The organism is Streptomyces sp. SAS_272 (assembly GCF_052543235.1).
This window is the reverse complement of record NZ_JBMNDR010000006.1, coordinates 112,709-133,584: the sequence shown is the minus strand read 5'-3', so window position 1 is coordinate 133,584 and position 20,876 is coordinate 112,709. Positions and strand designations below refer to the sequence as shown.

General features: G+C 73.1%; 19 protein-coding genes and 1 pseudogene. 14 read left to right on the top strand and 6 right to left on the bottom strand.

The genetic code is table 11. The features are described 5' to 3' along the window. Positions 1-168 precede the first annotated feature (168 nt). The 8 genes from ACN6LD_RS07000 (at position 169) to ACN6LD_RS06965 (ending at position 8,641) form a co-directional block, all read left to right on the top strand. Complete coding sequence (locus tag ACN6LD_RS07000; RefSeq protein WP_445042698.1) at positions 169-2,886, top strand: LuxR C-terminal-related transcriptional regulator; 2,718 nt, start codon at positions 169-171, stop codon at positions 2,884-2,886. 432 nt (positions 2,887-3,318) lie between these two features. Further along, positions 3,319-4,947, top strand: coding sequence for an MFS transporter (locus tag ACN6LD_RS06995; protein ID WP_445042710.1), 1,629 nt, complete (start codon positions 3,319-3,321; stop codon positions 4,945-4,947). A 64-nt stretch (positions 4,948-5,011) separates the two neighbouring features. After that, positions 5,012-5,533 (top strand): hypothetical protein, encoded by a 522-nt coding sequence (locus ACN6LD_RS06990; protein WP_319192916.1) that lies wholly within the window; start codon positions 5,012-5,014, stop codon positions 5,531-5,533. Between the two features lie 249 nt (positions 5,534-5,782). Then, positions 5,783-5,980 carry a hypothetical protein gene (locus tag ACN6LD_RS06985; RefSeq protein ID WP_319192915.1) on the top strand — a complete coding sequence of 66 codons (198 nt, stop codon included), beginning with the start codon at positions 5,783-5,785 and terminating at the stop codon, positions 5,978-5,980. 43 nt (positions 5,981-6,023) lie between these two features. After that, entirely contained in the window at positions 6,024-6,716 is a 693-nt protein-coding gene (locus tag ACN6LD_RS06980) for an HdeD family acid-resistance protein (protein WP_319192914.1), read from the top strand. A gap of 135 nt (positions 6,717-6,851) precedes the next feature. Then, entirely contained in the window at positions 6,852-7,283 is a 432-nt protein-coding gene (locus tag ACN6LD_RS06975; protein ID WP_319192913.1) for an SHOCT domain-containing protein, read from the top strand. Between the two features lie 51 nt (positions 7,284-7,334). Then, positions 7,335-7,763 (top strand): DUF7144 family membrane protein, encoded by a 429-nt coding sequence (locus ACN6LD_RS06970; RefSeq protein ID WP_319192912.1) that lies wholly within the window; start codon positions 7,335-7,337, stop codon positions 7,761-7,763. 38 nt (positions 7,764-7,801) lie between these two features. Beyond that, the gene (locus tag ACN6LD_RS06965; RefSeq protein WP_319192911.1) at positions 7,802-8,641 is read left to right on the top strand and encodes a class II glutamine amidotransferase; all 840 of its coding nucleotides are present in this window, start codon (positions 7,802-7,804) and stop codon (positions 8,639-8,641) included. 185 nt (positions 8,642-8,826) lie between these two features. On the opposite strand, the gene ACN6LD_RS06960 is transcribed toward ACN6LD_RS06965, so the two are convergent. Further along, positions 8,827-9,708, bottom strand: a complete 882-nt coding sequence (locus ACN6LD_RS06960) for an SDR family NAD(P)-dependent oxidoreductase (protein WP_445042697.1) — start codon at positions 9,706-9,708, stop codon at positions 8,827-8,829. Positions 9,709-9,769: 61 nt separating this feature from the next. Then, positions 9,770-10,666, bottom strand: a complete 897-nt coding sequence (locus ACN6LD_RS06955) for an aminoglycoside phosphotransferase family protein (RefSeq protein WP_445042696.1) — start codon at positions 10,664-10,666, stop codon at positions 9,770-9,772. A 359-nt stretch (positions 10,667-11,025) separates the two neighbouring features. On the opposite strand from ACN6LD_RS06955, the gene ACN6LD_RS06950 reads away from it, so the two are divergent. After that, positions 11,026-11,664 carry a PadR family transcriptional regulator gene (locus ACN6LD_RS06950; protein ID WP_319192907.1) on the top strand — a complete coding sequence of 213 codons (639 nt, stop codon included), beginning with the start codon at positions 11,026-11,028 and terminating at the stop codon, positions 11,662-11,664. A gap of 134 nt (positions 11,665-11,798) precedes the next feature. Here the strand turns inward: ACN6LD_RS06950 and ACN6LD_RS06945 are convergent, their stop codons facing one another. Beyond that, the gene (locus tag ACN6LD_RS06945; RefSeq protein ID WP_057580617.1) at positions 11,799-12,227 is read right to left on the bottom strand and encodes a type II toxin-antitoxin system Rv0910 family toxin; all 429 of its coding nucleotides are present in this window, start codon (positions 12,225-12,227) and stop codon (positions 11,799-11,801) included. Between the two features lie 310 nt (positions 12,228-12,537). Between ACN6LD_RS06945 and ACN6LD_RS06940 the strand changes: the two genes are divergently transcribed. The 3 genes from ACN6LD_RS06940 (at position 12,538) to ACN6LD_RS06930 (ending at position 15,701) form a co-directional block, all read left to right on the top strand. Next, positions 12,538-13,275, top strand: coding sequence for a Clp protease N-terminal domain-containing protein (locus ACN6LD_RS06940; RefSeq protein WP_445042695.1), 738 nt, complete (start codon positions 12,538-12,540; stop codon positions 13,273-13,275). A gap of 194 nt (positions 13,276-13,469) precedes the next feature. Beyond that, a complete protein-coding gene (locus tag ACN6LD_RS06935; protein ID WP_319192902.1) occupies positions 13,470-14,468 on the top strand; it encodes an EamA family transporter in 999 nt (332 codons plus the stop codon). Between the two features lie 204 nt (positions 14,469-14,672). Continuing rightward, positions 14,673-15,701: a DMT family transporter gene (locus tag ACN6LD_RS06930; protein ID WP_445042694.1), complete on the top strand. Its 1,029-nt coding sequence runs from the start codon at positions 14,673-14,675 to the stop codon at positions 15,699-15,701. A 21-nt stretch (positions 15,702-15,722) separates the two neighbouring features. On the opposite strand, the pseudogene ACN6LD_RS06925 reads toward ACN6LD_RS06930, so the two are convergent. Beyond that, positions 15,723-16,351: pseudogene (locus ACN6LD_RS06925) on the bottom strand (FMN-binding negative transcriptional regulator). Beyond that, entirely contained in the window at positions 16,351-17,034 is a 684-nt protein-coding gene (locus ACN6LD_RS06920) for a pyridoxamine 5'-phosphate oxidase family protein (RefSeq protein ID WP_319192899.1), read from the bottom strand. Before ACN6LD_RS06920 ends, ACN6LD_RS06925 begins: the two are co-directional and overlap by 1 nt. Before the next feature lie 35 nt (positions 17,035-17,069). On the opposite strand from ACN6LD_RS06920, the gene ACN6LD_RS06915 reads away from it, so the two are divergent. Then, positions 17,070-18,401 (top strand): aminotransferase class I/II-fold pyridoxal phosphate-dependent enzyme, encoded by a 1,332-nt coding sequence (locus ACN6LD_RS06915; RefSeq protein WP_445042693.1) that lies wholly within the window; start codon positions 17,070-17,072, stop codon positions 18,399-18,401. A gap of 433 nt (positions 18,402-18,834) precedes the next feature. On the opposite strand, the gene ACN6LD_RS06910 is transcribed toward ACN6LD_RS06915, so the two are convergent. Further along, positions 18,835-19,896 carry a DMT family transporter gene (locus tag ACN6LD_RS06910; protein WP_445042692.1) on the bottom strand — a complete coding sequence of 354 codons (1,062 nt, stop codon included), beginning with the start codon at positions 19,894-19,896 and terminating at the stop codon, positions 18,835-18,837. 38 nt (positions 19,897-19,934) lie between these two features. Here ACN6LD_RS06910 and ACN6LD_RS06905 point away from each other — a divergent pair, with 38 nt between their 5' ends. Beyond that, the gene (locus tag ACN6LD_RS06905; protein WP_319193576.1) at positions 19,935-20,837 is read left to right on the top strand and encodes a LysR family transcriptional regulator; all 903 of its coding nucleotides are present in this window, start codon (positions 19,935-19,937) and stop codon (positions 20,835-20,837) included. The last annotated feature ends 39 nt before the right edge of the window (positions 20,838-20,876 follow it).

Genomic DNA, 20,876 nt, shown 5'->3' with positions numbered 1-20,876 from the left:
CGGTGCCTCGGAGGCGGCGAAGGCGGGCTGATGATAGGCGGGCGGACCCGCAACGTCGACGAAGTCGTTCGCACCTGGTCGCAGGGATCTCGTGAAGCGGCCGTCGCGGAACCCTGGGATGCTGGGGAGAGCGTTACGCATGACCTGACGACCGGGGCGGTGAGCGCCATGGCCGGACTCGAGGATAGCGACGCGCAACCGACGGGCCCGTACGTGCCGGCAGGCCCGTACGCCGATCCCCAAGGAGATCCGTTCCTGCGCACGCGGTTCGTCGTCCCGGCCCGTCCGGTGACGTTTCTGCGGCGCGAGCGGCTCGTCGGGCACCTCGACAGGGCTCTGGAGACGCCGCTGACCATGGTCAACGGCGCGGCGGGCGCGGGCAAGACACTGCTGGTCGCCGACTGGGCCTCGGCATGCGAGCATCCCGTCGCCTGGCTCACCACCGACGCGGCGGGACAGGGCCCGGGCATGCTGTGGGCGTACCTGCTCGAGGCCCTGCGCGCCGCCGGAACCGACCTGCCCGCCGACATCGGCTGCCCTGCGGACGCGGGCCGGGTGCCCGCCGCGCTGCTGGCCCGGCTGGCCGCCGGGCTGAGCACCCGGGACCGGCCCGTGATCGTCGTGCTCGACGAGTACGACCGGGTGGTCGACCCGGAGATCGCCGAGCAGCTGGAGTTCGTCCTGCACCACTCGGGCGGAGGTCTGCGTCTGATCCTCGTCACGCGCACCGAGCCGCTGCTCCCGTTGCACCGCTACCGGGCGGCCGGTGAGCTGACGGAGATCCGGGGAGCGGAGCTGGCCTTCACCGGCGAGGAGGCGGCCGAGCTGCTGGAACTGCACGGCCTGCGGCTTCCGGCGCACGCGGCACAGGGGCTTGTGAACCGCACCCGGGGCTGGGCCGCCGGCCTGCGGCTGTGCGCCCTCGCCGCGCGCGAGAGCCCGGATCCGGAGTCGTACCTGAAGAAGTTCGAGGCCGACCGCACGGCGGTCGCGGACTTCCTGCTGGCGGAGGTGCTGCGGCGGCAGCCTCCCGAGACGCAGGACCTGCTGCTGCGGGTCAGCGTCCTCGACCGGTTTCGTCCCGGCCTGGTGAACGCGCTGACCGGGCGGACCGACGCCGAGTCCATCCTGGCCGGGCTGCATCGCGAGAACGCGTTCGTCGAGCACCTGGAGCGGGACTGGTACCGCCTGCATCCGCTGTTCGCGGAGATCCTCCGTGCCCATCTGCGGATGCGGTCGCCCGGTCTCGAGCCCGAACTGCACCGGCGGGCCGCGCACTGGCTGCGCGGCTCGGGATCCCTCGCGGCGACCCTGAACCACGGCGCGGCCGCGGGCGACTGGGAGTTCACCGCGGGCGCGCTGGTCGACGACCTCGCGATCGGCTGGCTCTTCACGGGCTTGCGCGTCGACGCGCTCGCCGAGCTGTTCTCCGGAATGGGGCCGGAGGCGGCGAGCCCCGCCGCCCATCTCGTCCGTGCGGCACGCGAGCTGTCCCTGCACGAGCTCGACCGCGGCCAGGCGCATCTGCGTCACGCGGAACGGACGCTGGACGCGTCCGGGCACGGGCCGCTGGAACGCGCAGGCGCCGGTGGCGATCCCGAGCAGGAGCAGCCCGCGCTGGCGGCGGCACGGTTGAGCTGCGCGTTGCTCGAGGCGCTGGCCGCCCGGCTGACCGGTGCGCCGGCGCGGGCCGAGCTGGCCGCCACGGCGGCCGACTCGCTCCGGCACGAGGTCCCCGCCCAGCTTCTGGAGAAGCATCCCGAGCTCACCGCACAGCTGCTGGCCCATCTGGGGTCGGCGCGGCTGTGGGCCGGACGGTTCGAGGAGGCGTGCGCCGCCCTGTCGAGCGTGGCCGGCTCCGGCGCGGGGGCCGCGACGGCACTCGCACGCGAGGACGCGCTGGGCCGGCTGGCCCTGATCGACTACCTCGACGGCTGGCCCGGCAGAGCCGAACGCAGGGCGCGGGCCGCCACGGCCGAGACGGAGCGGTACGGCCTGCCCCAGTCGTCCGGCTCCGGCATGGCACGGCTGGTCCTGGCGGCGGTGGCCGTCGACCGCGACGACCTGGCCCGGGCCCGAACCCTCCTCGACGAGACCGCCGAGTCGCCCTCCGCGTGGTGCGACCCGGTCATGGAGTCCGTCCGGGCCATCGCCGTCGCCCGGCTGCACCTGGCCCGGGGGGACACCCGGGCGGCGCTCGCCGTGGCGGAGCCGGTCGTTCCGGCCGCCGTGCCCTCGCCCTGGGCGGAGGGACAGACGGCGCTCGTCGCGTCCGCCGTGCATCTCGCCGAGGGCCGTCCCGAGACGGCCGTCAAGGTGCTCCTGGCGGTCCCCGACGCACAGCCGGCCTGCGAGGTCGCGGCCGCACGGGCCCAGCTCGCCGCCGGACGGCCGGAGGCGGCGATCGACCTGCTCGACGCCGTGCGCCGGGAGGGACGCTCCGGCCCGGCGGTGATCGTCCGGGCCCTGCTGGTGCGGGCGCAGGCAGCGAGCGAGGCGGGGGACGCGGGCGCCGCGCACGGGCTCGTCGTCCAGGCCCTGCGCGAGGCGCGCCGCGACGGCCTGCGCCGGCCCTTCGCCGAGGCCGGGCCCTGGATCCGCCGTTTCCTCGCCCCGGCGTCGCTGCGCGGGACGGCCGGGGACTGGCTCAGTCCGGGGGCGCCGCCGTCCGACGGCGGTCCGCCGCCGCCGGTCGAGGAACTGAGCGGACGCGAACGGGACGTGCTGCGCAGGCTGGCCCTGACGATGTCGACGGAGGAGATCGCCGCCGACCTGTACGTGTCCGTGAACACGGTCAAGACGCACCTCAAGAGCGCCTACCGGAAGCTGTCGGTCAACCGCCGCAACGAGGCGGTGCGCCGGGCCCGCGAGCTGGACCTGCTCTGACAGCGATGGTGTCCGTTGCTCTGACAGCGATGGTGTCCGTGCCGACGCCGCGGCGGGTTCTTGCCGATGCCGCGGCGCGGCGGCCCGGCTCGTGGCCCTGTGGTCTGCGTGGCTCGGTGGTCCCGGTGGTCCCGGTGGTCCCGGTGGTCCGGCCGACGCTCCGACCGCGCTGTTCGGGAGGCGCCGGTCAGGGACGCGACCGGGACGAGGGCGCTCGGGGTCGGCGATGGCGGGCCCGACGGCCGCACCCAGGGGACGCCGGCGTTCCCGGATCCGCTGACGTCTGACGCCGCCAGGACCGCCGGCGTTTCCGAGACTGCCGACGTTGCGGCACGGCCGGCGCGGCGTTGCCGGGGCCGTTCGACCTCAGGCTCGCCCGTGGCGGGTGAGGCGCCGGCGGGGCCACCCGGCTTCGATGAACCTGTGGACACTGTGACCCGCTGGCGCGCTCTGATCGTCCTGGGGACCGCCCAGTTCCTGATGGTCCTGGACACCTCCGTCATGAACGTCTCGATCAGTCAGCTGGTCGAGGACTTCGACACCGAGGTGACGGCCATCCAGGCCGTCATCACCCTGTACGCACTGGTCATGGCGGCCTTCATGATCATCGGTGGTCGGCTCGGGGACATCCTCGGCCGGCGCCGGCTCTTTCTCCTCGGCCTCGTCGTCTACGCCACGGGCTCGGCACTCACCGCTGCCGCGCCCACCCTGTGGGTTCTCACGCTGGGCTGGTCGGTCATCGAGGGACTGGGCGCCGCGATGGTCCTGCCCGCCATGGCGGCCCTGGTCGCCGAGTCCTACCGGGGGCGGGACAGGGCCGTCGCCTACGGGGTGATCGGCGGGCTGGCCGGTGCGGGGATCGCGGTCGGCCCGCTGCTGGGCGGCTGGGTGACGACGTACCTCACCTGGCGTCTGGTCTTCGTCGGCGAGGTCGTCGTCGTGCTGGTCATGCTGTGCTTCCGCAAGGCGGTCACCGAGGCGCCCCGAACCGGGACACCGCCGCGTCTGGACGGCGTCGGCGCCGCGCTGTCCGCGGCCGGGCTGGCGCTCGGGGTGCTCGGCGTCCTGCAGAGCGGCACCTGGGGCTGGCTGCAGCCCCGCAACCCGCCCTTCACCGTGCTCGGCTTCGCGCCGACGCTGTTCGTCATAGGCGCCGGAGTGGTCGTGCTGGCCGCCTTCCTGCACTGGGAGCGGCGCAGGGAAGCCAAGGGCGCCGACCCCCTCGTCCACCTCGCGCTCCTGCACAGGCCAGTGCTGAGATCGGGTCTGATGTGCCTGCTGAGCCAGAACCTGATCCTGCTGGGCCTGTTCTTCACGATCCCGCTGTATCTGCAGGTCGTGCAGGGCTTCGACGCCTTCGAGACGGGCCTGCGCCTGCTCCCCGTGTCGGTGACCATGCTCGCCGCGTCCATGGGCGCCGCCAGGCTGGGCCGGGTGGCCGGAGCGCGGCGGGTGGTGCGCCTCGCGCTGCTGACCCTGGCCGGGGCCGTCGTGTGGCTGCTGGCCACCATCGACCCGGTCATCGACGACGCCCAGTTCGCCGGCGCGATGGCGCTGCTCGGCGTGGGCATGGGCCTGTTGGCCTCGCAGCTGGGCAACGTCGTCCAGTCGAGCGTGGACGAGGACGAGCGCAGCGAGGTGGGCGGACTGCAGTTCACGGCGCAGAACCTGGGCTCCGCGCTGGGTACCGCGCTCATCGGGTCGCTGCTGGTCGGAGCCTTGGCGCAGGCCTTCACCACTCGCGTGGAGAGCAACCCCCAGCTGTCAAAGGAGACCAGCCGCCAGGCCGGCGTCGCCCTGGAGGCGGGCATCAGCTTCGTCCCCACCGAGCAGGTGCGCGTCGCCGCCGAGGACGCCGGACTGCCGCCCGCCGAGGTCGACGCCCTCACGGACTCCTACGCGTCGGCGCAGCTGGACGGGTTGAAGGCGGCGATCCTCGCCGCCGGCGGGATCACGCTCGCCAGCCTCCTGGTCACGTCGCATCTGCCCACCGCGAAGACCGGACGCCCCGGGAAGTCACGGGGCAGCACGCCGAGCGGTCCCGTCGACGCGACACGTTGACCCTCCGAACCGCTCGACGTGCCCGATTCATCCTCCAACGCCCGATCGCCGAAGGGAGGCCGTCATGACCGAGACGGGACACCACGAGGCGGCCCGGGCCCGTGCCTCCGAGCGCCGGGCCAACGCCGACTACACCGGCGGCGTCTACGGATCCATGCTGGCCGCCTCGGTCGTCGTCGGGGCCGGCGCCTGGGGGTCGTTCCCGCGTCTGGAGCTCATGCTGCTGCTGTTGCTCACCGGCGTCGTGTTCTGGATCGGGCATGTGCACGCCCAGCTGTTCGGGGCACGGCTGGCGCAGCGGAGCCTGGACCGTGAGGTCGTGCTGCATGTCTGCCGCGACGAGTGGCCGATCGTCAAGGCCGCTATACCGCCGGCCGTCGCCGTGGCCGTCAGCCCTCTCCTCGGCCTCAACCTGTCGGGCACGTTGTGGTTCGCGCTGTCGGTCGCCGTCGCCGGGCAGGTGGGCTGGTCGGCCGCGGCGGCACGACGGGCCGGCGGCTCCTGGCGTCTGGTGTCCACCGCCGCCTCGGTGAACCTGGTGCTCGGCCTGGTGATCATCGCGTTCAAGCTGTTCCTGACGCACTGACGCACTGACGCACTGGCGCTGTGTGGCGCTGACGCACAGACGAACTGTGGCGCTGACGCGCTGAGTGGTTGATGCAGAGATGCAAGATGCAGAGACGACGTACAGACGCACCGTCGTTCCAGCGGGTGACGAGGGGTGCGGCCGGCGTCGACTCACCTGCACCGGGTGAGGCCCAGGGCTTCACCGGGGCGGACCATCGCGGTAGAGGGCGCGGTTCGCCTGTCCCAGGCCATCCCGGGGAGAGAGCCCATGCGCTACGAGATCCGTGTGGAAGGACAGATGTCGGACACGCTGACCAAGGCGTTTCCGGAACTCGAGCATGTGGTCATGTCCGGCCAGACGGTTCTGTTCGGGCGGGTGATCGACGAAGCGCACCTGTACGGGCTGCTGGCCCGCTGCCAGTCCCTGGGGCTGCGGGTCATGGAGATGCGCCAACTGCCCGAATGAGGCGCCGGGGCGTGCCGTCCCGGCCGGGCGCGAGGAGGAAGTCATGAGCGTGCCGCACGGTTCCGTACCGCCGTCCGAACCCGACCGGTCGGCCGGCGGCCGCGACCGCCGGAGCGAGGACCGGGTCGCCCGCGGGCCCGCGGGCGGCGATCCCGCCGATGTCCTGGGCGTGCTCGGGCGGTCCTGGACCTGGATCCTGGGGTCGGCGATCGCGGCGTTCGTGCCGGGCATCCTGATCCTGGTCTGGCCGGACGAGACCCTGCACGTCCTCGCCGTGCTCATCGGCCTGTACCTGCTGGTGACCGGCGTGTTCCGGTTCGTCGCCGCCTTCGGCGGAGGCGACCACGGCGAACGGGTGACCGGGCTCCTCCTCGCCATGCTCTACGTCGTGGCCGGGGTGCTGTGCCTGCGGCACCCGATGCAGACCATCGCGGCGCTCTCGCTGATCGTCGGCGTCCTGTGGCTGGTGTCGGGCATTCTCACCCTCTACACCGCCCTCGCCGCCAAGGACCTGCCGCACCGGGGCGTCGTCATCGGCGCGGCGGTGTTCGCCGTCGTCGCGGGGATCGTGGTGCTCGCGCTGCCCACCGAGTCCGCCCGCGCGCTGACCCGGCTGCTCGGCCTGTGGCTGGTCCTGCTCGGACTGGTCGAGGCGGTCGTCGCCTTCGCCTGGCGGGCGGCGCTGCGCAGGGCCCGCACGGCCATGACGTCTCAGGGCCCGGCCGGCGATCCCTGAGCGATTCGCGCGGCCCCGCGACGGTCATTCCTCACCCGCCTCGGGTGAGGACGGCGGACCCCCGGCCGCGCACCCTGAGAACGGCACGCAACGGCCTGCCGGGTGTCGGGCGAAAGCCCGGGACGGAGGAGACAGATGAGTGGCGACACCTACCTCGCGTACGACTATCCGCTGCTGAGCGCCTTCTGGACCATGATGGTGTTCTTCCTGTGGATCATGTGGTTCGTGCTGCTGTTCCGGGTCGTGGTGGACATCTTCCGCGATGACGACCTCAGCGGCTGGGCGAAGGGCGGCTGGCTGGTGTTCTGCGTCGTCCTGCCCTTCCTGGGCGTGTTCGTGTACGTGGTCGCCCGCGGCAAGCACATGGGGCGCAGGGAGATCAGGCAGGCACAGGAGCAGCAGCAGGCTTTCGACAGCTACATCCGTGAGACCGCAAAGGGCGCGGACCGTCCCTCCAGCAGCGTCGACGAACTCGCCCGCCTGTCGGAGATCCGTGCCCGGGGCGACATCACCGACGAGGAGTTCGACAAGGCAAAGCAACTCGTCCTGAGCGGCAACCGCCGCTGAGCCGGCGTACTCCGCCGAACCAACAGCTCCGACACGAATCGAGGCACTGGGATGACTCACTCCACCCACACGCCGTCGGCCGAGCGGCACACCGCCAAGCAGCAGTGGGCCGAAGGCCTGATGGTCTTCGCCGCCGTGACGCTCATGCTCGCCGGACTGCTCGACATCTTCCGCGGCATCATGGGGATCGCGGAGGACGACATCTTCGTGACGACCCGCAACTACGTGTTCGCGTTCGACCTCACCGGCTGGGGCTGGATCCACCTCGCGCTGGGCGCGGTCGCGGTGATCGTCAGTCTGGGACTGTTCACGGGAGCGACGTGGGCGCGCGTCCTGGGCGTGGGCATCGCCGCCCTGATCGTCATCGCCAACTTCCTGTCCCTGCCGTACTACCCGGTCTGGTCCGTCGTGATGATCGCGTTCTCCGCGTTCGTCATCTGGGCGCTGTGCGTGGCGAAGCCGGACCGGTCGCCGAGGTGACGGAGTACCGCTCGGCACTTCCAGGAAGGCGGTAGACGATGTGCCGTTGGCTCGCCTACTCGGGCACCCCCGTGCTGCTGGAAGCGATCCTCTACCGGCCGGCGCACTCGCTGATCGACCAGAGTCTGCACGCCCGGATGGGAGTGGAGACGACGAACGGCGACGGCTTCGGCGTCGGCTGGTACGGGCTCGAGGCGGACGACGGGAATCCAGCCGTCGTCCGGGAGATCGGTCCGGCGTGGAGCAACCGCAACCTGCGGGAGATCGCCGGCCACGTCCGCTCACCGCTGTTCTTCGCCCACATCCGGGCCTCGACGGGCACGGCGGTGCAGCAGACCAACTCCCACCCGTTCCGGCACGGCCGCTGGATGTGGATGCACAACGGGGCGATCGCCGAGTTCCACCGGCTCCGCCGTGATCTCGCGCTCGCCGTCGATCCGCGCCTCTTCCTCGACATCGAGGGGTCGACGGACTCGGAGCTGATGTTCTTCCTGGCGCTCACCCTCGGCCTGGAAGAGGATCCGCCGGGCGCCGTGGCGCGGATGGCGGGCCTGGTCGAGCGGGTCGGCCACGCGCACGGCGTGGAGTATCCGCTGCAGATGACGGTCGCCGTGACCGACGGCGAACGGCTGTGGGCCTTCCGGTACTCCAGCCAGGGAGCCTCCCGGTCGCTCTTCTACAGCACCCGGGTCGAGACGCTCCGGTCGCTCCACCCCGACATGGCGTTCCTGCGCGAGGTCTCCGACGAGACCCGGTTGATCGTCTCCGAGCCGCTGGGTGATCTGCCGGGCGCCTGGAACAAGGTTCCGGAGAGCACCTACGGCGTGGTGCAGCCGGGGCAGGACGAGATCATCCCCTTCACCCCGCTGGCGGCGTGACGAGTGACGTCCGCCGTGCGCGGCCGGGGCCCGACCCCGCCGCGCACGGCGGACGCTCGCTCGGCGGCGGACGCTCGCTCGGCGGCGGACGCTCGCTCGGCGGCGGACGCTCGCTCGGCGGCGGACGCTCGCTCGGCGACGGACCGTCGCCCAACATTGGACCGTCGCTCACAGTGGACGGTCGCTCAGTGGACGGAGAAGCCGCCGTCGACGAAGATCGACTGCCCGGTGACGTAGCCGGAGGCGCGGCTCGCGAGGAAGACCGCCGCTCCCGCGAAGTCCTCGGCCAGTCCGTTGCGTCCGACCATCGTGCGCGCGGCCAGCGCCGCCACCCGCTCCGGGTCGGACGACAGCCGCGCGTTGAGCGCCGTCATCACGAACCCGGGCACCAGCGTGTTGCAGGTGACGCCGTGCGGCGACCAGGCCTCCGCCTGCGACCGGGCGAGTGACTCCAGCGCTCCCTTGGACACCCCGTAGGCGCCGCTCTGGACGAACGCCCGGTGCGCCTGCTGCGAGGTGATGTGGATGATCCGTCCGAAACCCCGCTCCGCCATCCCGGGCCCGAAGCGCCGGCCCAGGAGGTACGGGGCCTCGAGGTTCACCGCCATCGTGGTGTCCCAGACGTCCTCGTCCAGCTCCCCCATCGGCGGCCGAAGGTTGATCCCGGCGCTGTTGACGAGGATGTCGGGTTCCCCGAAGGCCCGCGTCGCCTGCTCCGCCGCGGTGCGGACCCCGTCGCGGGTGCTGAGATCACCGCTCACCCAGGCCGCCCGGCAGCCGGCCGCCGCCAGCTCGTCGACCGTCGCGGCCAGCTCCGCCTCCCTGCGCGCCACGATCACCACGCGCGCCCCCGCACGCGCCAGAGCCCCCGCGATGCCCCGCCCGATTCCTGAGCTGCCGCCGGTCACCACGGCCACCCGGCCCTCCAGCGAGAACAGCTCGTCCAGATAGGCGTTCGACGTCCCGAGGGTGACGGCGGCACCGGGCGGGGTGCCGTCCGGGGCGTCGGGTGCGGCGGTGGGCGGGGCGGCGGACGCGGCGCCGTGCGGGCTGCTCGGGGATGTCATGTCCGCAGCCTAGGGGCCTGTCCTGTCTCATATCGACGCCATCACGACCTGCCACGGGGGCTCACTCCGCCGACCCCAGAATGCGATCGAGCGTCCGGCGTCCCAGTGCGCTCATCGTCGGATTGCTCTCGACGTAGTACCAGACAAGACCCATGGCCTGTTCGAACGCCCATGCCTTGCCGCGCTCCCACTCCAGATCGTCACAGTCCAGTGCTTGTCGGAGCACTCTCCGCGGGCCTGGCCGCAACAGGTGCCAGGCACTGACGAGATCCAGCGCGGGGTCGGCAGGCCCGAAGCCGCCGGTGTCGAGTACGCCGCCGAGCCGGTCTCCCGCTACCAGGACATTGCCGGGAATCAGGTCGCTGTGGCTCATCACATCGGCCTCCGTGCGCGGCAACTCCCGAAAGCGGCTCCACACCTGGCGCAGCCGGGGCACATCGAGCAGCCCCTCACTCTCCTCGAAGCACTTGGCCATCCAGTCGTCATGGTGAGCGAGGACGCCGCCTCGGTTTTCGCCGCTGAAGAGCCGCCCCCGCGTATCGGCGCTCCGGAGGGCCGCTATGAAGACCGCGAGGTCCTCGGCAAAAGCGTCCGAGCCACTCGGGTCGGCATCAGAGGCGACCGTTCCCGGCAGCCATGTCTGGACCGACCACGGCATGGGGTAGCCCGCTCCAGGCTCTCCCAGGGCGACGGGTTGCGGGACCGGGAACCGGGACACCTGTGCCAGCTCCGCGCTCGCCCGGGTTTCCTGTTCCAGAGTCGCCAGCGCCTCGGTGGCATCGGCCAGACGCAGCGGGAAACGCGCTGAGAGGTCGTCGCCGATGCGGAAGACGGCGTTGACCGTCCCCGCCGACGGCAGGAGTCGGATCGCCTGGCCGCTCCACTCGGGGAACTGGTCCTGAATCAAGGTCGCGACGATTTCGCTGGTCACGTCCACTTGATCATCGTGCATGGTCATCTCTCGCAGGCTCTTCCGCTGGTCCCGTTCGAAGCCCCGGCAGCAGACCAGATCAACTGCGCGAGGGTCCAGAGAAATCAAGATTTTCGGCCACTCGGTCGCCCCGGTGGGCGTGGGTGAGGCGGGCGGGTGGGGGGTGCCCGACGCGGCGGCGTTCGGCCCGGTCGGGCCGCTTGGCGTCCACGGCGTGAGGGCCTGCGAGAGCCGCTCCTGGCGGCGGGCGCCCCGCGACGAACCATCTGAGGCGAGGCGAGGCGGGTCGAGGTCGATCACCCGGGCGGGTCTTGTCAGGCGAGCTATTCCGATATATCGTTGAAGCATCGCGACAGATCAACGATGGAATGAAGGAGTGGTTTGCGATGCGTACCCACGGATTCGAGCGTGGACATGGTCAGGGCCCCCGGCGCGGCCGCGGTGGTTTCGGCGGAGAGCGAGCGGCCTTCGGGCCCTTCGGTCCGGGTGGCCCCGGCGGCCCGGGCTTCGGTCCCGGCGGTCCCGGCTTCGGCCCGGGCTTCGGCGGCCCCTGGGGTGGACGAGGGCGGGGCGGCCCCAGGGGCCGGGCGCGGCGAGGTGACGTACGGGCCTCGATCCTGGCCCTGCTCAAGGACCGGCCCATGCACGGCTACGAGATGATCCAGGAGATCGCCGAACGCAGCGGCGGCGCGTGGAAGCCCAGCCCCGGCTCGGTGTACCCGACCCTGCAGCTGCTGGAGGACGAAGGCCTGATCAGCAGTCAGAGCGACGGCGGCAAAAAGCTGTTCTCGCTCACCGAGGAAGGCCGCACGGCGGCCGAGGAGGGTCCGGAGGCTCCCTGGGAGGAGGCTACGCGTGGGGTCGACTGGGAAGCCCTCGGCGAGATCCGTCAGGCCGGCTTCGGGCTGATGGAGGCCTTCGGTCAGGTCTGGAAGACCGGCAGCAAGGAGCAGCGGGAGAAGGCGCTCGCCGTCATCAACGACGCCCGCAAGAAGCTGTACCTGATCCTCGCCGACGAGGACTGAGCGGCACCCGGCACGGGAGGGCGCCCCGCGGAACCGTCCGCGGGGCGCCTTCGTGCGCCGTGCGGCTCCCTGTGCGGGGCCTCACTGAACGGATCTGTCCGTGCGGGCCGTCGGTTCCTCCCATCCCGCGGAGGTCAGGTCACCAGGCCGCCCAGCTTGCGCAGCGACTCGTTGAGGGCGGCCGTCCCCGAGTCCTTGAGCCTGCCCGCCATCAGCGACACGGCCGCGCCCGTGAACTCCCCGTCGATACGGACCGTCGTCGCGTCCCCGTCCGGGGTGAGGGTGTAGCGGGTGGCCACCGACACGGCCATCGGGCCCTTGCCGCGGATGGCGAGCACCCGCGCCGGCTCCAGCTCCGCCACGGTCCACTCGACCTCGGCCGGAAAGCCCATGAGCTTCATGTTCTCCTGGAAGGTCGCGCCCAGTTCGAGGGCTGCCGGGCCGCCCTCGGGGAAGTTGGTGTGGGTCGCGTTCCACTCCCCGTACGCCGGCCAGTCGGTGAGCTGGGCCCACACCTTCTCCGCCGGTGCCTGGATGCGTGCCTCCGCGCTGACTTCGGCCATGCGACCACCTCTTCGTGTCGGGCGACTCGGGCCGGCCGGCGACTCGAGCTGCGGTGCGCGGAACGTAACTCCACGGCCGCCAACATTCAATACTGACGAACTGTCAGAAATGGGGGAGCGGGGTGGTCCGTCCTCGTCGTCGTCGCCGTCCGGCTCGGTCGGCAAGGCGGCGCGCGCTCCCGGCGGAGGGCCGGCCTGATCTCATCCGTAGGGAGGAGATGCCGACGGCTCTGCTCCGCTCTGTGTGGGAGGGGAAGATGGTTCCCCTCGGGGATGACGGCACCCGGGCGGGACTGATGGGGTGGGGGGTGTGCAACCCCGTATCCCACGGCAGTCCTCGCGCGATCTGACGGCGCACGCCACGGGCGGCGAACCCGGGCTGGGCGCTGAGCCCGCCGCGGCGCTGGCGTCCGCTCGCCGCCGGGCGCTGCGCGACGGAGACCGGCAGATCGACACCGCTCATCTGCTGCACTCTCTCCTGGAACACGACCCCGAGGTGCGCGCCGCCTTCGACGGCGGACCTCAGCTCGCCCGGCTGCTCGGCTACCTCGTCCAGCGCAGCATCGGCTACGGCCTGCGGTGGCAGGGCGGCGTCGAGGACTCCGGCGCGCTGCCCGCCGTCCCGGTCCTGACCGCCGCAGGTGGGCCTGGAGGAGGGCCGTCCGGCCCGTCGGCCGTCGAGGACTCCGATGAGGCGCCGGACCTCGCCCCCGCCGACGGCCTCTCCCCGCTCGCTGCGGCCGCGCTGGAGCACGCGCGCGCGGGGGCGGCCGGGCGTGACGGCGAGCCTGCCCGCGGCGTCGATCTGCTCGCGGCGATCGTCGCGGACCCGAAGGCGCGAGCCGTCGAGGTCCTGACCCACGCCGGCGTCGACGCCTATGAGCTGCGGAAGCGGATCGCGGACGCTCTCCCTGAGCACGCTGTCCCCGGGCACGCTGTCCCCGGGCACGCTGTCCTCTGGGAGGACGGCGCAAGGCGGCGGGCCCCCGAGGGTGCGGGACATGCGCCGGGGGCGGCGACCCCACCCGCTGACCGGCTCGCCCGCTGACGGGCTCGGTCGGCAACCGTTCCGACGGTCGACCGGCCCCGCCCGGTAACCGTGACGCCCGGTAACCGTGACGCCCGGTTACCGTTTCGCCGTCGCCCGGTCGCCCCCTCGCGGCGTGGAGCAGTGCTCGTCCGACGGTCGAGACAGGAGTCATCGGGGATGACGGTCATGTCGTCCCCTGTCATCATGGGCCGGTGCGTACCTCTGTGAGCAATCAGGGCGACCGCGGCAAGGGCGTCGGGCTCGGTCTGGCGGTCGCGTCGGCCATCGCCTTCGGCGGGTCCGGGGTGGCGGCCAAGCCGTTGATCGAGGCGGGCCTCGACCCGCTGCACGTGGTGTGGCTGCGGGTGACCGGCGCGGCCCTCGTCATGCTGCCCCTGGCCGTGCGCCATCGTGCGCTGCTGCGCAGCCGGCCCGCGTTGCTCGCCGGGTTCGGACTGCTCGGTGTGGCCGGAGTGCAGGCGTTCTACTTCGCCGCGATATCGCGCATCCCCGTCGGCGTCGCGCTGCTCGTCGAGTACCTCGCGCCCGCCCTCGTGCTGGGCTGGGTGCGGTTCGTGCAGCGGCGGCCGGTGACGCGCGCCGCGGCGCTCGGGGTGGTCCTCGCGGTCGGCGGCCTGGCCTGCGTCGTCGAGGTCTGGTCCGGTCTGGGCTTCGACGCCCTCGGACTGCTGCTCGCCCTCGCGGCCGCCTGCTGCCAGGTCGGCTACTTCGTCCTGTCCGACCAGGGCGGCGACTCGGGCGACGACGCTCCCGACCCGCTGGGCGTCATCGCCTACGGACTCCTCGTCGGCGCCGTCGTGCTCACCGTCGTCACCAGGCCGTGGGGCATGGACTGGTCCGTGCTCGGACAGTCCGCCGGCATGAACGGCGCCGAGGTCCCCGCCTGGCTGCTGCTCGGCTGGATCGTGCTCATCGCGACCGTCGTCGCGTACGTCACCGGCGTGGTCTCGGTGCGCCGGCTGTCCCCGCAGGTCGCCGGGGTCGTGGCCTGCCTCGAGGCGGTCATCGCCACCGTGCTGGCGTGGGTACTGCTCGGCGAGCACCTCTCGGCGCCGCAGATCGTCGGCGGGGCGGTGGTGCTGCTCGGGGCGTTCATCGCGCAGTCGTCCGCGCCCGCGAAGGGTTCCGCGGAGCCGGTGGCCTCCGGCGGTCCGGAAAGGGAGTTGTCCGCCCGGGGGACGGCGACCTAGGGTTTCGATCATGCCTCTCGACGCGCGCGTTCTTCCGCCTCCGGCCTGCTGACGCGGGCCCTCCGGTGAACCACGCCCGGCACGCGCTGCCGGGCGGAACGGTGCTGCCCGCAGACGAAGTCCGAGGTCCGCTGCCCTGCGGCGGCCCTTTCCCGAACTTCTGTGCGGAGAGAACGCGTGTCCTCCTCGAGTGTGTCTTCCTCTGTGTCTTCTTCCGGCGGCTCCGCCGTCGTCTCCCTGCCCGTCGCACGGGCGCTGCTCTATCTGATCGTCGCGGGCGCGGCCTGGGGCACGGCCGGCGCTGCCGCGTCCCTGGTCTACCGGATCAGCGATCTGGGCGCCGTCGCGCTGTCGTTCTGGCGCTGCGCCGCCGGGCTGGCCCTGCTGTCGGTCGCCCGCCCGCTGCTGCGGCGGCGCGCCCGGTCCGCCCCGGTGACCGAGTCCTTCGTGCCCGCCCGGGTGGCCAAGGCCCTCGTGTCCGCCCCGGCGGCCCCGGCTCTCAGCGGTAGCGTGCCGATGCCCGAGCCGGTGCGCCGCAAGGCCCTGCGGACGGCGGTCACAGGGGTCGGCCTCGCGGTCTTCCAGACGGCGTACTTCGCGGCCGTCTCCGCCACCGGACTGGCCGTGGCCACCGTCGTCACCCTCGGGGCGGGGCCCGTCCTCATCGCGCTCGGCGCACGGCTGACGCTGGGGGAGCGACTCGGCCGCGGCGGAGCGCTCGCCGTCACGGGGGCGCTCGCCGGGCTCGGCGTGCTGTTCGCGGGCGGCGGCGGCACGTCCGTGGACCCGCGCGGCGTCGGGTTCGCGCTGGTGTCCGCGGCCGGGTACAGCGCGATGACGCTGCTCACCCGCCGGTGGGGGCGAGACGGCGGCGCGGACGCCTTCGCCGGCGCCGTGGGGGCGTTCGCGGTCACCGCTGTGTGCCTGTTGCCGTTCGCCCTGGCCGAAGGGCTGCTGCCGCACAGCGCCGACCCCGTCGGGGTGCTGCTTCTGCTGGCGTACATCGCGGCGGTTCCCACGGCCCTCGCCTACGCCCTCTATTTCGCGGGCGCGGCCGTCGTACGCTCCGCCACGGTCTCCGTGATCATGCTGCTCGAGCCGGTGAGCGCGGCGGTGCTGGCCGTCGTGCTCCTCGGCGAACGCCTCACGGCCACAACGCTCGCCGGCACCCTGCTGATGCTGGCCTCCGTCACCGGCCTCGCCCTGGCCGAGGTGCGGGGGGCGCGCGGCTGAGGTGCGGGCGGCGCGACGGTGTCACCCCCGGCGGCGCAGCAGGTGGGCGCGGGCCGCGGCGTCGCCGGGGGCGTCACGGGCGGTCAGCCCCTCGACGATGCGGTCCTGGGTCTCGGGCGGGCGGTGCGCCGCGTACTTGAACTTCGCCCGGACGTCGGTGACGTGGAGCCGGATCCCGCGGATGCCCGGGAGCAGACGGCCGTACGGGGCCTCGCCCACGGTGGGTCGCGCGGAGCCGCCCTCGGGCTGGAAGTGCGCCACCTGACGGGCGAGCAGGTCCGCCTTCGCGGCGGGTTCGTCCACGATGTCCGCCGTGCACCGCAGTTGCACCGCCGCGTAGAAGCTCGTCGGGGTGCCGTGCTCGGCGGGGGCGCCCGGCGGGGCCTGCCACGGGCCGGGCACGAACACGTAGTCGTCCACCACGCTCAGGGTCACCGTCGGGTTCGCCTCCAGGGCGGGCCAGAGGGGGTTGGCCGGGCGAGGTGGGCGACGACGTCGCCCTCGGCCGGGTCGTAGGCGAAGTGCAGGGGTTGCACGAAGGGGGGTTCGCCCGGCGGGCCGTTGACGGCGAGCTGCCCGAAGTCGTGGGCGGACAGCCAGTCCTGCCACTCGGCGTCGTCGTGGGGCGCGTCCCAGGGGTGGACGAGCATCACCGGGTCGCGAGGTAGTCGGGGAACGCGGTGCCGGGCGCCAGGTCGGCCTCCGGGACGGGCGCGTCGTAGCCCTTGCGCAGCGGCAGCACGCCGGCCCAGTGGGGGAGGGCGAGGTCCTCCGGCTCGTCGTTCACCCCGCCGGTGCGGGTCTTGGCCGAGACCTCGTTCAGGTCGAGCCGGATCACCGCGGTCGCCGCCAGTTCCTTCCGGTCGGCGGGACGGGAGTCGGCGGCCCGGCCCGGGACGACGTGGTCGACGAGGGCGTCGAGCGCGGCCAGCTTCTCCGCCGGGTCCGTCACGTCGTGGGCGACGCCGTGCACCACGACCGAGCGGTAGTTGATCGAGTGGTGGAAGGCGGAGCGGGCCAGGACCAGCCCGTCGACGTGCGTCACCGTCAGGCACACCGGCAGCCCCGGGTCCGCCTGTCCGGTCATCCGCAGGGGGCGCGAACCCGTCGAACCGTGCACGTAGAGCGTCTCGCCGACCCGGCCGTAGAGCGTCGGCAGCACGACGGGCGCGCCGTCGCGGACGAAGCCGAGATGGCAGACGTAGCCCTCGTCGAGTATCGCGTGCACCAGGTCCTTGTCGTAGGAGGCCTTCTGTGCGGACCGGGTGGGGACCGTGCGGTCGGTGGGGGTGTAGGCGGCGGCCGGTGTCGTCGTCTGCGGGGTCCCCTGCATGGCGCTCTCCATTGCACTAGTGCATAATGATGTTTGTGCTAGGAGAGTATCGGATCAAAGGCCGGCGTGCAGCCGAGATTTCCGCGAGCGTCGAGGCGGCGGTGCGCACGGGTGAGCTCCCGCCGGGGCAACTGTTGCCTCCGATGAGGGAGTTGGCATCAGAGCTGGGAGTGAACCCGAACACCGTCGCAGCCGCCTATCGCACCTTGCGGGAGCGCGGGGTGATCGAGACGGACGGGCGCCGGGGCAGCCGGGTGCGGTCGAAGCCCGCCACCACCGGCCGCGAGTTCGTCCGGCTGGAGGTGCCGTCGGGAGTGCGGGACGCGGCGGCGGGCAATCCCGACACGACGCTGCTGCCGCCGCTGGCGCCGGCGTTCGCCTGGGCCGCCGCGCAGGGCGACCGGGAGCCTGTCCTGTACGGGCATGCGCCGGTCGAACCCGAGCTGGAGAGGCTGGCCCGCACCGATCTCGACGCGGACGGAGTGGCGGCCGGTCCGGTGGCCGTGACCTCCGGCTCGCTGGACGCGATCGAACGCGTTCTGGCCGCGCACCTCAGGCCGGGCGACAGCGTGGCCGTCGAGGATCCCGGCTGGGGCTCCCTCCTCGACCTCGTGCCCGCGCTCGGGCTGCGCACGGTCCCGGTCGGCCTCGACGACGACGGACCGCTGCCCGACGACGTGCGCCGCGCACTCGGGGCCGGGGCGCGCGCCCTGGTCGTCACCGACCGGGCGCAGAACCCGACCGGCGCGGCGATCGGCGCCGCACGCGCGCGTGCCCTGCGCACCGTGCTGCGGGACCACCCGGACACCCTGCTGATCGAGGACGATCACGGTCACCGGATCGTCGACCTCCCCCTGCACCCCCTGGCGGGCGTCACCCGGCACTGGGCCTTCGTGCGCTCGTCCGCCAAGGCCTACGGCCCGGACCTGCGATTCGCCGTCCTCACCGGGGACGACGTCACCCTGGACCGGATGCGCGGACGGCAGCGGCTCGGGCCTGGCTGGGTCAGCCGGATCACGCAGCGGGCGGTACTGCGCCTGTGGGCCGACGGCGCGGTGGACGTGAGCGCGGTGGCCCGGGCGTACGGCGTCAGGCGCGACGCGCTGATCGCCGCGCTGACCGCGCGGGGCGTCGAGGCGCGCGGGCGCAGCGGGATGAACGTGTGGGTCCCTGTGCCGGACGAGACGGGGGCGGTCGCCCGGTTGCTGCACGCCGGGTGGGCGGTCGCACCGGGGGCGCGGTTCCGGATCGGGTCCGCGCCGGGGATCCGCATCACGGTGTCGACGCTGGACGCGCGGGAGATCGAGACGCTGGCCGATCTGGTCGCCGGGGCGGTCGGACCCTCCGCGACGCGGAACTACGTCTAGGCGAGCAGACCGGAAAGGGCCCTCCGGCAGCCCGCGGCCCTGCGGCCCTCCGGCAGCCCTCGGCCCCGCAGCCATCCGGCAGCCCTCGGTCCTGCGGCAGCCCGCGGCCCCGCAGTCCTCCAGCAGCCCGCGGCCCGCGGCCCGCGGCCCTGCGGCCTGGCAGTCCTCCGGTAGCCCGCGGCCCGCAGCCCTCGGCCCTGCGCCAGCCCTCGGCCCAGCGGCCTGGCAGCCCTCCGGCAGCCCGCGGTCCCGCAGCCCTCCGGCAGCCCTCGGCCCAGCGGCCTGGCGGCCCTCCGGTAGCCCGCGGATCCGCGGCCCCGCGGGCCTGCGGCAGCCTGCGGCAGCCTGCGGCCCGACCGTTCGATTGCCCGGCCGGCGCGCCCTGTTGACGCGTCTGGCCGCTGCGCGCCACCGACTCGCCCGGCCGCTCCGGCTAGGAACCGGACCGCCGCGCCTGGGTCAGTGCCGCGCCCGCCAGGACGATCGCCGCGCCCACCGGCGTCGACCAGCTCAGGGGCTCGCCCAGCAGTGAGACGCCCGCCGCGGTGGCGATGACCGGGATGAAGTAGGTGACCATCTGGGCCGTCGTCGGGCCGACCTCCGTCACCAGGCCGTACTGGATGAGGAGGGCCAGGCCGGTGCCGAGCGCGCCGAGGGCCGCGATCGCGAGCAGCGGGACGAGCGGGAGGCTGCTCGGGAGATCGGTGAACAGCGGTGTGACGACGGCCAGTTGCAGGGTGGCCAGGAACAGCTGGGCCCCGGTCATCGACAGGGCCGAGGAGCCGGTGTGCGCCAGGGTGCGACGGAGGTAGATCCAGCCGACCGGGTAGCTCAGCGAAGCCAGCAGCGCGAGGGCCGTGCCGCGGGCGTCGAGGCCGTCGAATCCCTGCCAGGCGCCCAGCACCGTGAGGACGCCCAGGAACCCGAGGCCGAGGCCTGCGACGCGCAGCCGGGTCGGCCGGTCCTCCGACAGTGCGACCAGTGAGAGCGCCATCCCCCACAGCGGCGACGTGGCGTTGCAGATGCCGGCCAGGGTGGAGGGGATGGTCAGCTCCGCGAACGCGAAGAGGGAGAAGGGCGCCGCGTTGAGGAGGAGCGCGGCCACCGTCAGATGCCCCCAGGTGCGGGCCCCGCGAGGGAGCCGTTCGCGCTTCACCGCCATCGCGACCGCCAGCACCGCCGTGCCGAACGCCAGCCTGCCGAGGGTGACCTGGAACGGCGCGTAGCCCCCGGTGCCCACCTTGATCAGCAGGAAGCTGAAGCCCCAGATCAGGGACAGCGCGCCGAACCGCAATCGCCAGTCGAGGGCGCGGCGGCCAGGGGTCGGAGCGGGGGCCGGGACGGGGGCCGAGGAGCGGCTTTGGGCGGACAGCCCGGGAGAGGGCGCCGCGGGGGCCGGCGGCGAGGTGGTCCGTGCAGGGAGTGGCGGCGGGGTCGATGCGGTGGGCGCGGTGGTCATGGCATCCACGATCGTCGACGCCATCTCGTAGCACAATCGAGAATTTTCCAGCAATACCTCGTAGCATCGCTTACATGTTGAACCTGGAGCGCCTGCGGACCCTCGACGCCCTCGCCCGGCACGGCTCGGTCAGCGGCGCCGCGACGGGCCTGCACATCACCACCTCGGCCGTCTCCCAGCAGCTGGCCAAACTCGAGCGCGAGGTCGGTCAGCAGCTCCTCGCCAAGCACGGACGGGGCGTGCGGCTGACGGACGCGGGCCGGCTGCTCGCCGACCACGCCTCCCGGATCCTGTCCCAGGTGGAGCTCGCCCAGTCCGACCTGGAGGCCCAACGCGGCCAGGTGGCGGGGGAGTTGCGGTTGTCCGCCTTCCCGACCGCGGCCCGTGGACTCTTCCCCGTCGCGCTCGCCGAGCTGCGCAAGGCGCACCCCGCCCTGCGTCTGCGCTCGAGCGAACTGGAGCCGGAGCGCGGCGTCGCCGGCGTGGTGCGCGGCGACCTCGACCTCGCTGTCGTCCTGGACTGGTACAACAAGCCGATGCCGATCCCGGACGGACTGGTCAAGGCGCCGATCCTGGACGATCCCGCGGACGTCGCGATGCCGGCCGACCACCGCCTCGCCGGCCGGGACGAGGTGGATCTCGGTGAGTTCGCCGAGGACGAGTGGATCACCTGGAACGAGGGCGAGTTCTGTCACGAGTGGCTGATGTTCACCCTGCGCTCGCGGGGCATCGAGCCGATCGTGGGCCACCGGGCGGCCGAGACGCACACCCAGCTCGGGTTGGTGGCCGCCGGACTGGGAGTGTGCATCGCCCCCGTGCTCGGCCGCCGGCCCGTGCCCGAGGGCGTCGTGACGGTCCCGTTGCGGCAGCGGGTGCGCCGCCATGTGTACGTGGTCTGGCGGGCGGACGCGGACCGCCGCCCGTCGATCAGAGCGGCGGTCCGGGCCCTCAAGTCCGCGGGCGAAGCCGTCGGCTGAGAGCCGGGCTCCGCCGGGCTGCTACGGGCCGTGCCGGGC

Excerpts from the sequence above, each read along its gene's own strand:
- ACN6LD_RS07000 (WP_445042698.1), top strand. The coding sequence starts at position 169 with ATGGCCGGACTCGAGGATAGCGACGCGCAACCGACGGGCCCGTACGTG.
- ACN6LD_RS06990 (WP_319192916.1), top strand. The coding sequence starts at position 5,012 with ATGACCGAGACGGGACACCACGAGGCGGCCCGGGCCCGTGCCTCCGAG.
- ACN6LD_RS06985 (WP_319192915.1), top strand. The coding sequence starts at position 5,783 with ATGCGCTACGAGATCCGTGTGGAAGGACAGATGTCGGACACGCTGACC.
- ACN6LD_RS06980 (WP_319192914.1), top strand. The coding sequence starts at position 6,024 with ATGAGCGTGCCGCACGGTTCCGTACCGCCGTCCGAACCCGACCGGTCG.
- ACN6LD_RS06975 (WP_319192913.1), top strand. The coding sequence starts at position 6,852 with ATGAGTGGCGACACCTACCTCGCGTACGACTATCCGCTGCTGAGCGCC.
- ACN6LD_RS06970 (WP_319192912.1), top strand. The coding sequence starts at position 7,335 with ATGACTCACTCCACCCACACGCCGTCGGCCGAGCGGCACACCGCCAAG.
- ACN6LD_RS06965 (WP_319192911.1), top strand. The coding sequence starts at position 7,802 with ATGTGCCGTTGGCTCGCCTACTCGGGCACCCCCGTGCTGCTGGAAGCG.
- ACN6LD_RS06960 (WP_445042697.1), bottom strand. The coding sequence starts at position 9,708 with ATGACATCCCCGAGCAGCCCGCACGGCGCCGCGTCCGCCGCCCCGCCC.
- ACN6LD_RS06955 (WP_445042696.1), bottom strand. The coding sequence starts at position 10,666 with ATGACCATGCACGATGATCAAGTGGACGTGACCAGCGAAATCGTCGCG.
- ACN6LD_RS06950 (WP_319192907.1), top strand. The coding sequence starts at position 11,026 with ATGCGTACCCACGGATTCGAGCGTGGACATGGTCAGGGCCCCCGGCGC.
- ACN6LD_RS06945 (WP_057580617.1), bottom strand. The coding sequence starts at position 12,227 with ATGGCCGAAGTCAGCGCGGAGGCACGCATCCAGGCACCGGCGGAGAAG.
- ACN6LD_RS06920 (WP_319192899.1), bottom strand. The coding sequence starts at position 17,034 with ATGCAGGGGACCCCGCAGACGACGACACCGGCCGCCGCCTACACCCCC.
- ACN6LD_RS06905 (WP_319193576.1), top strand. The coding sequence starts at position 19,935 with ATGTTGAACCTGGAGCGCCTGCGGACCCTCGACGCCCTCGCCCGGCAC.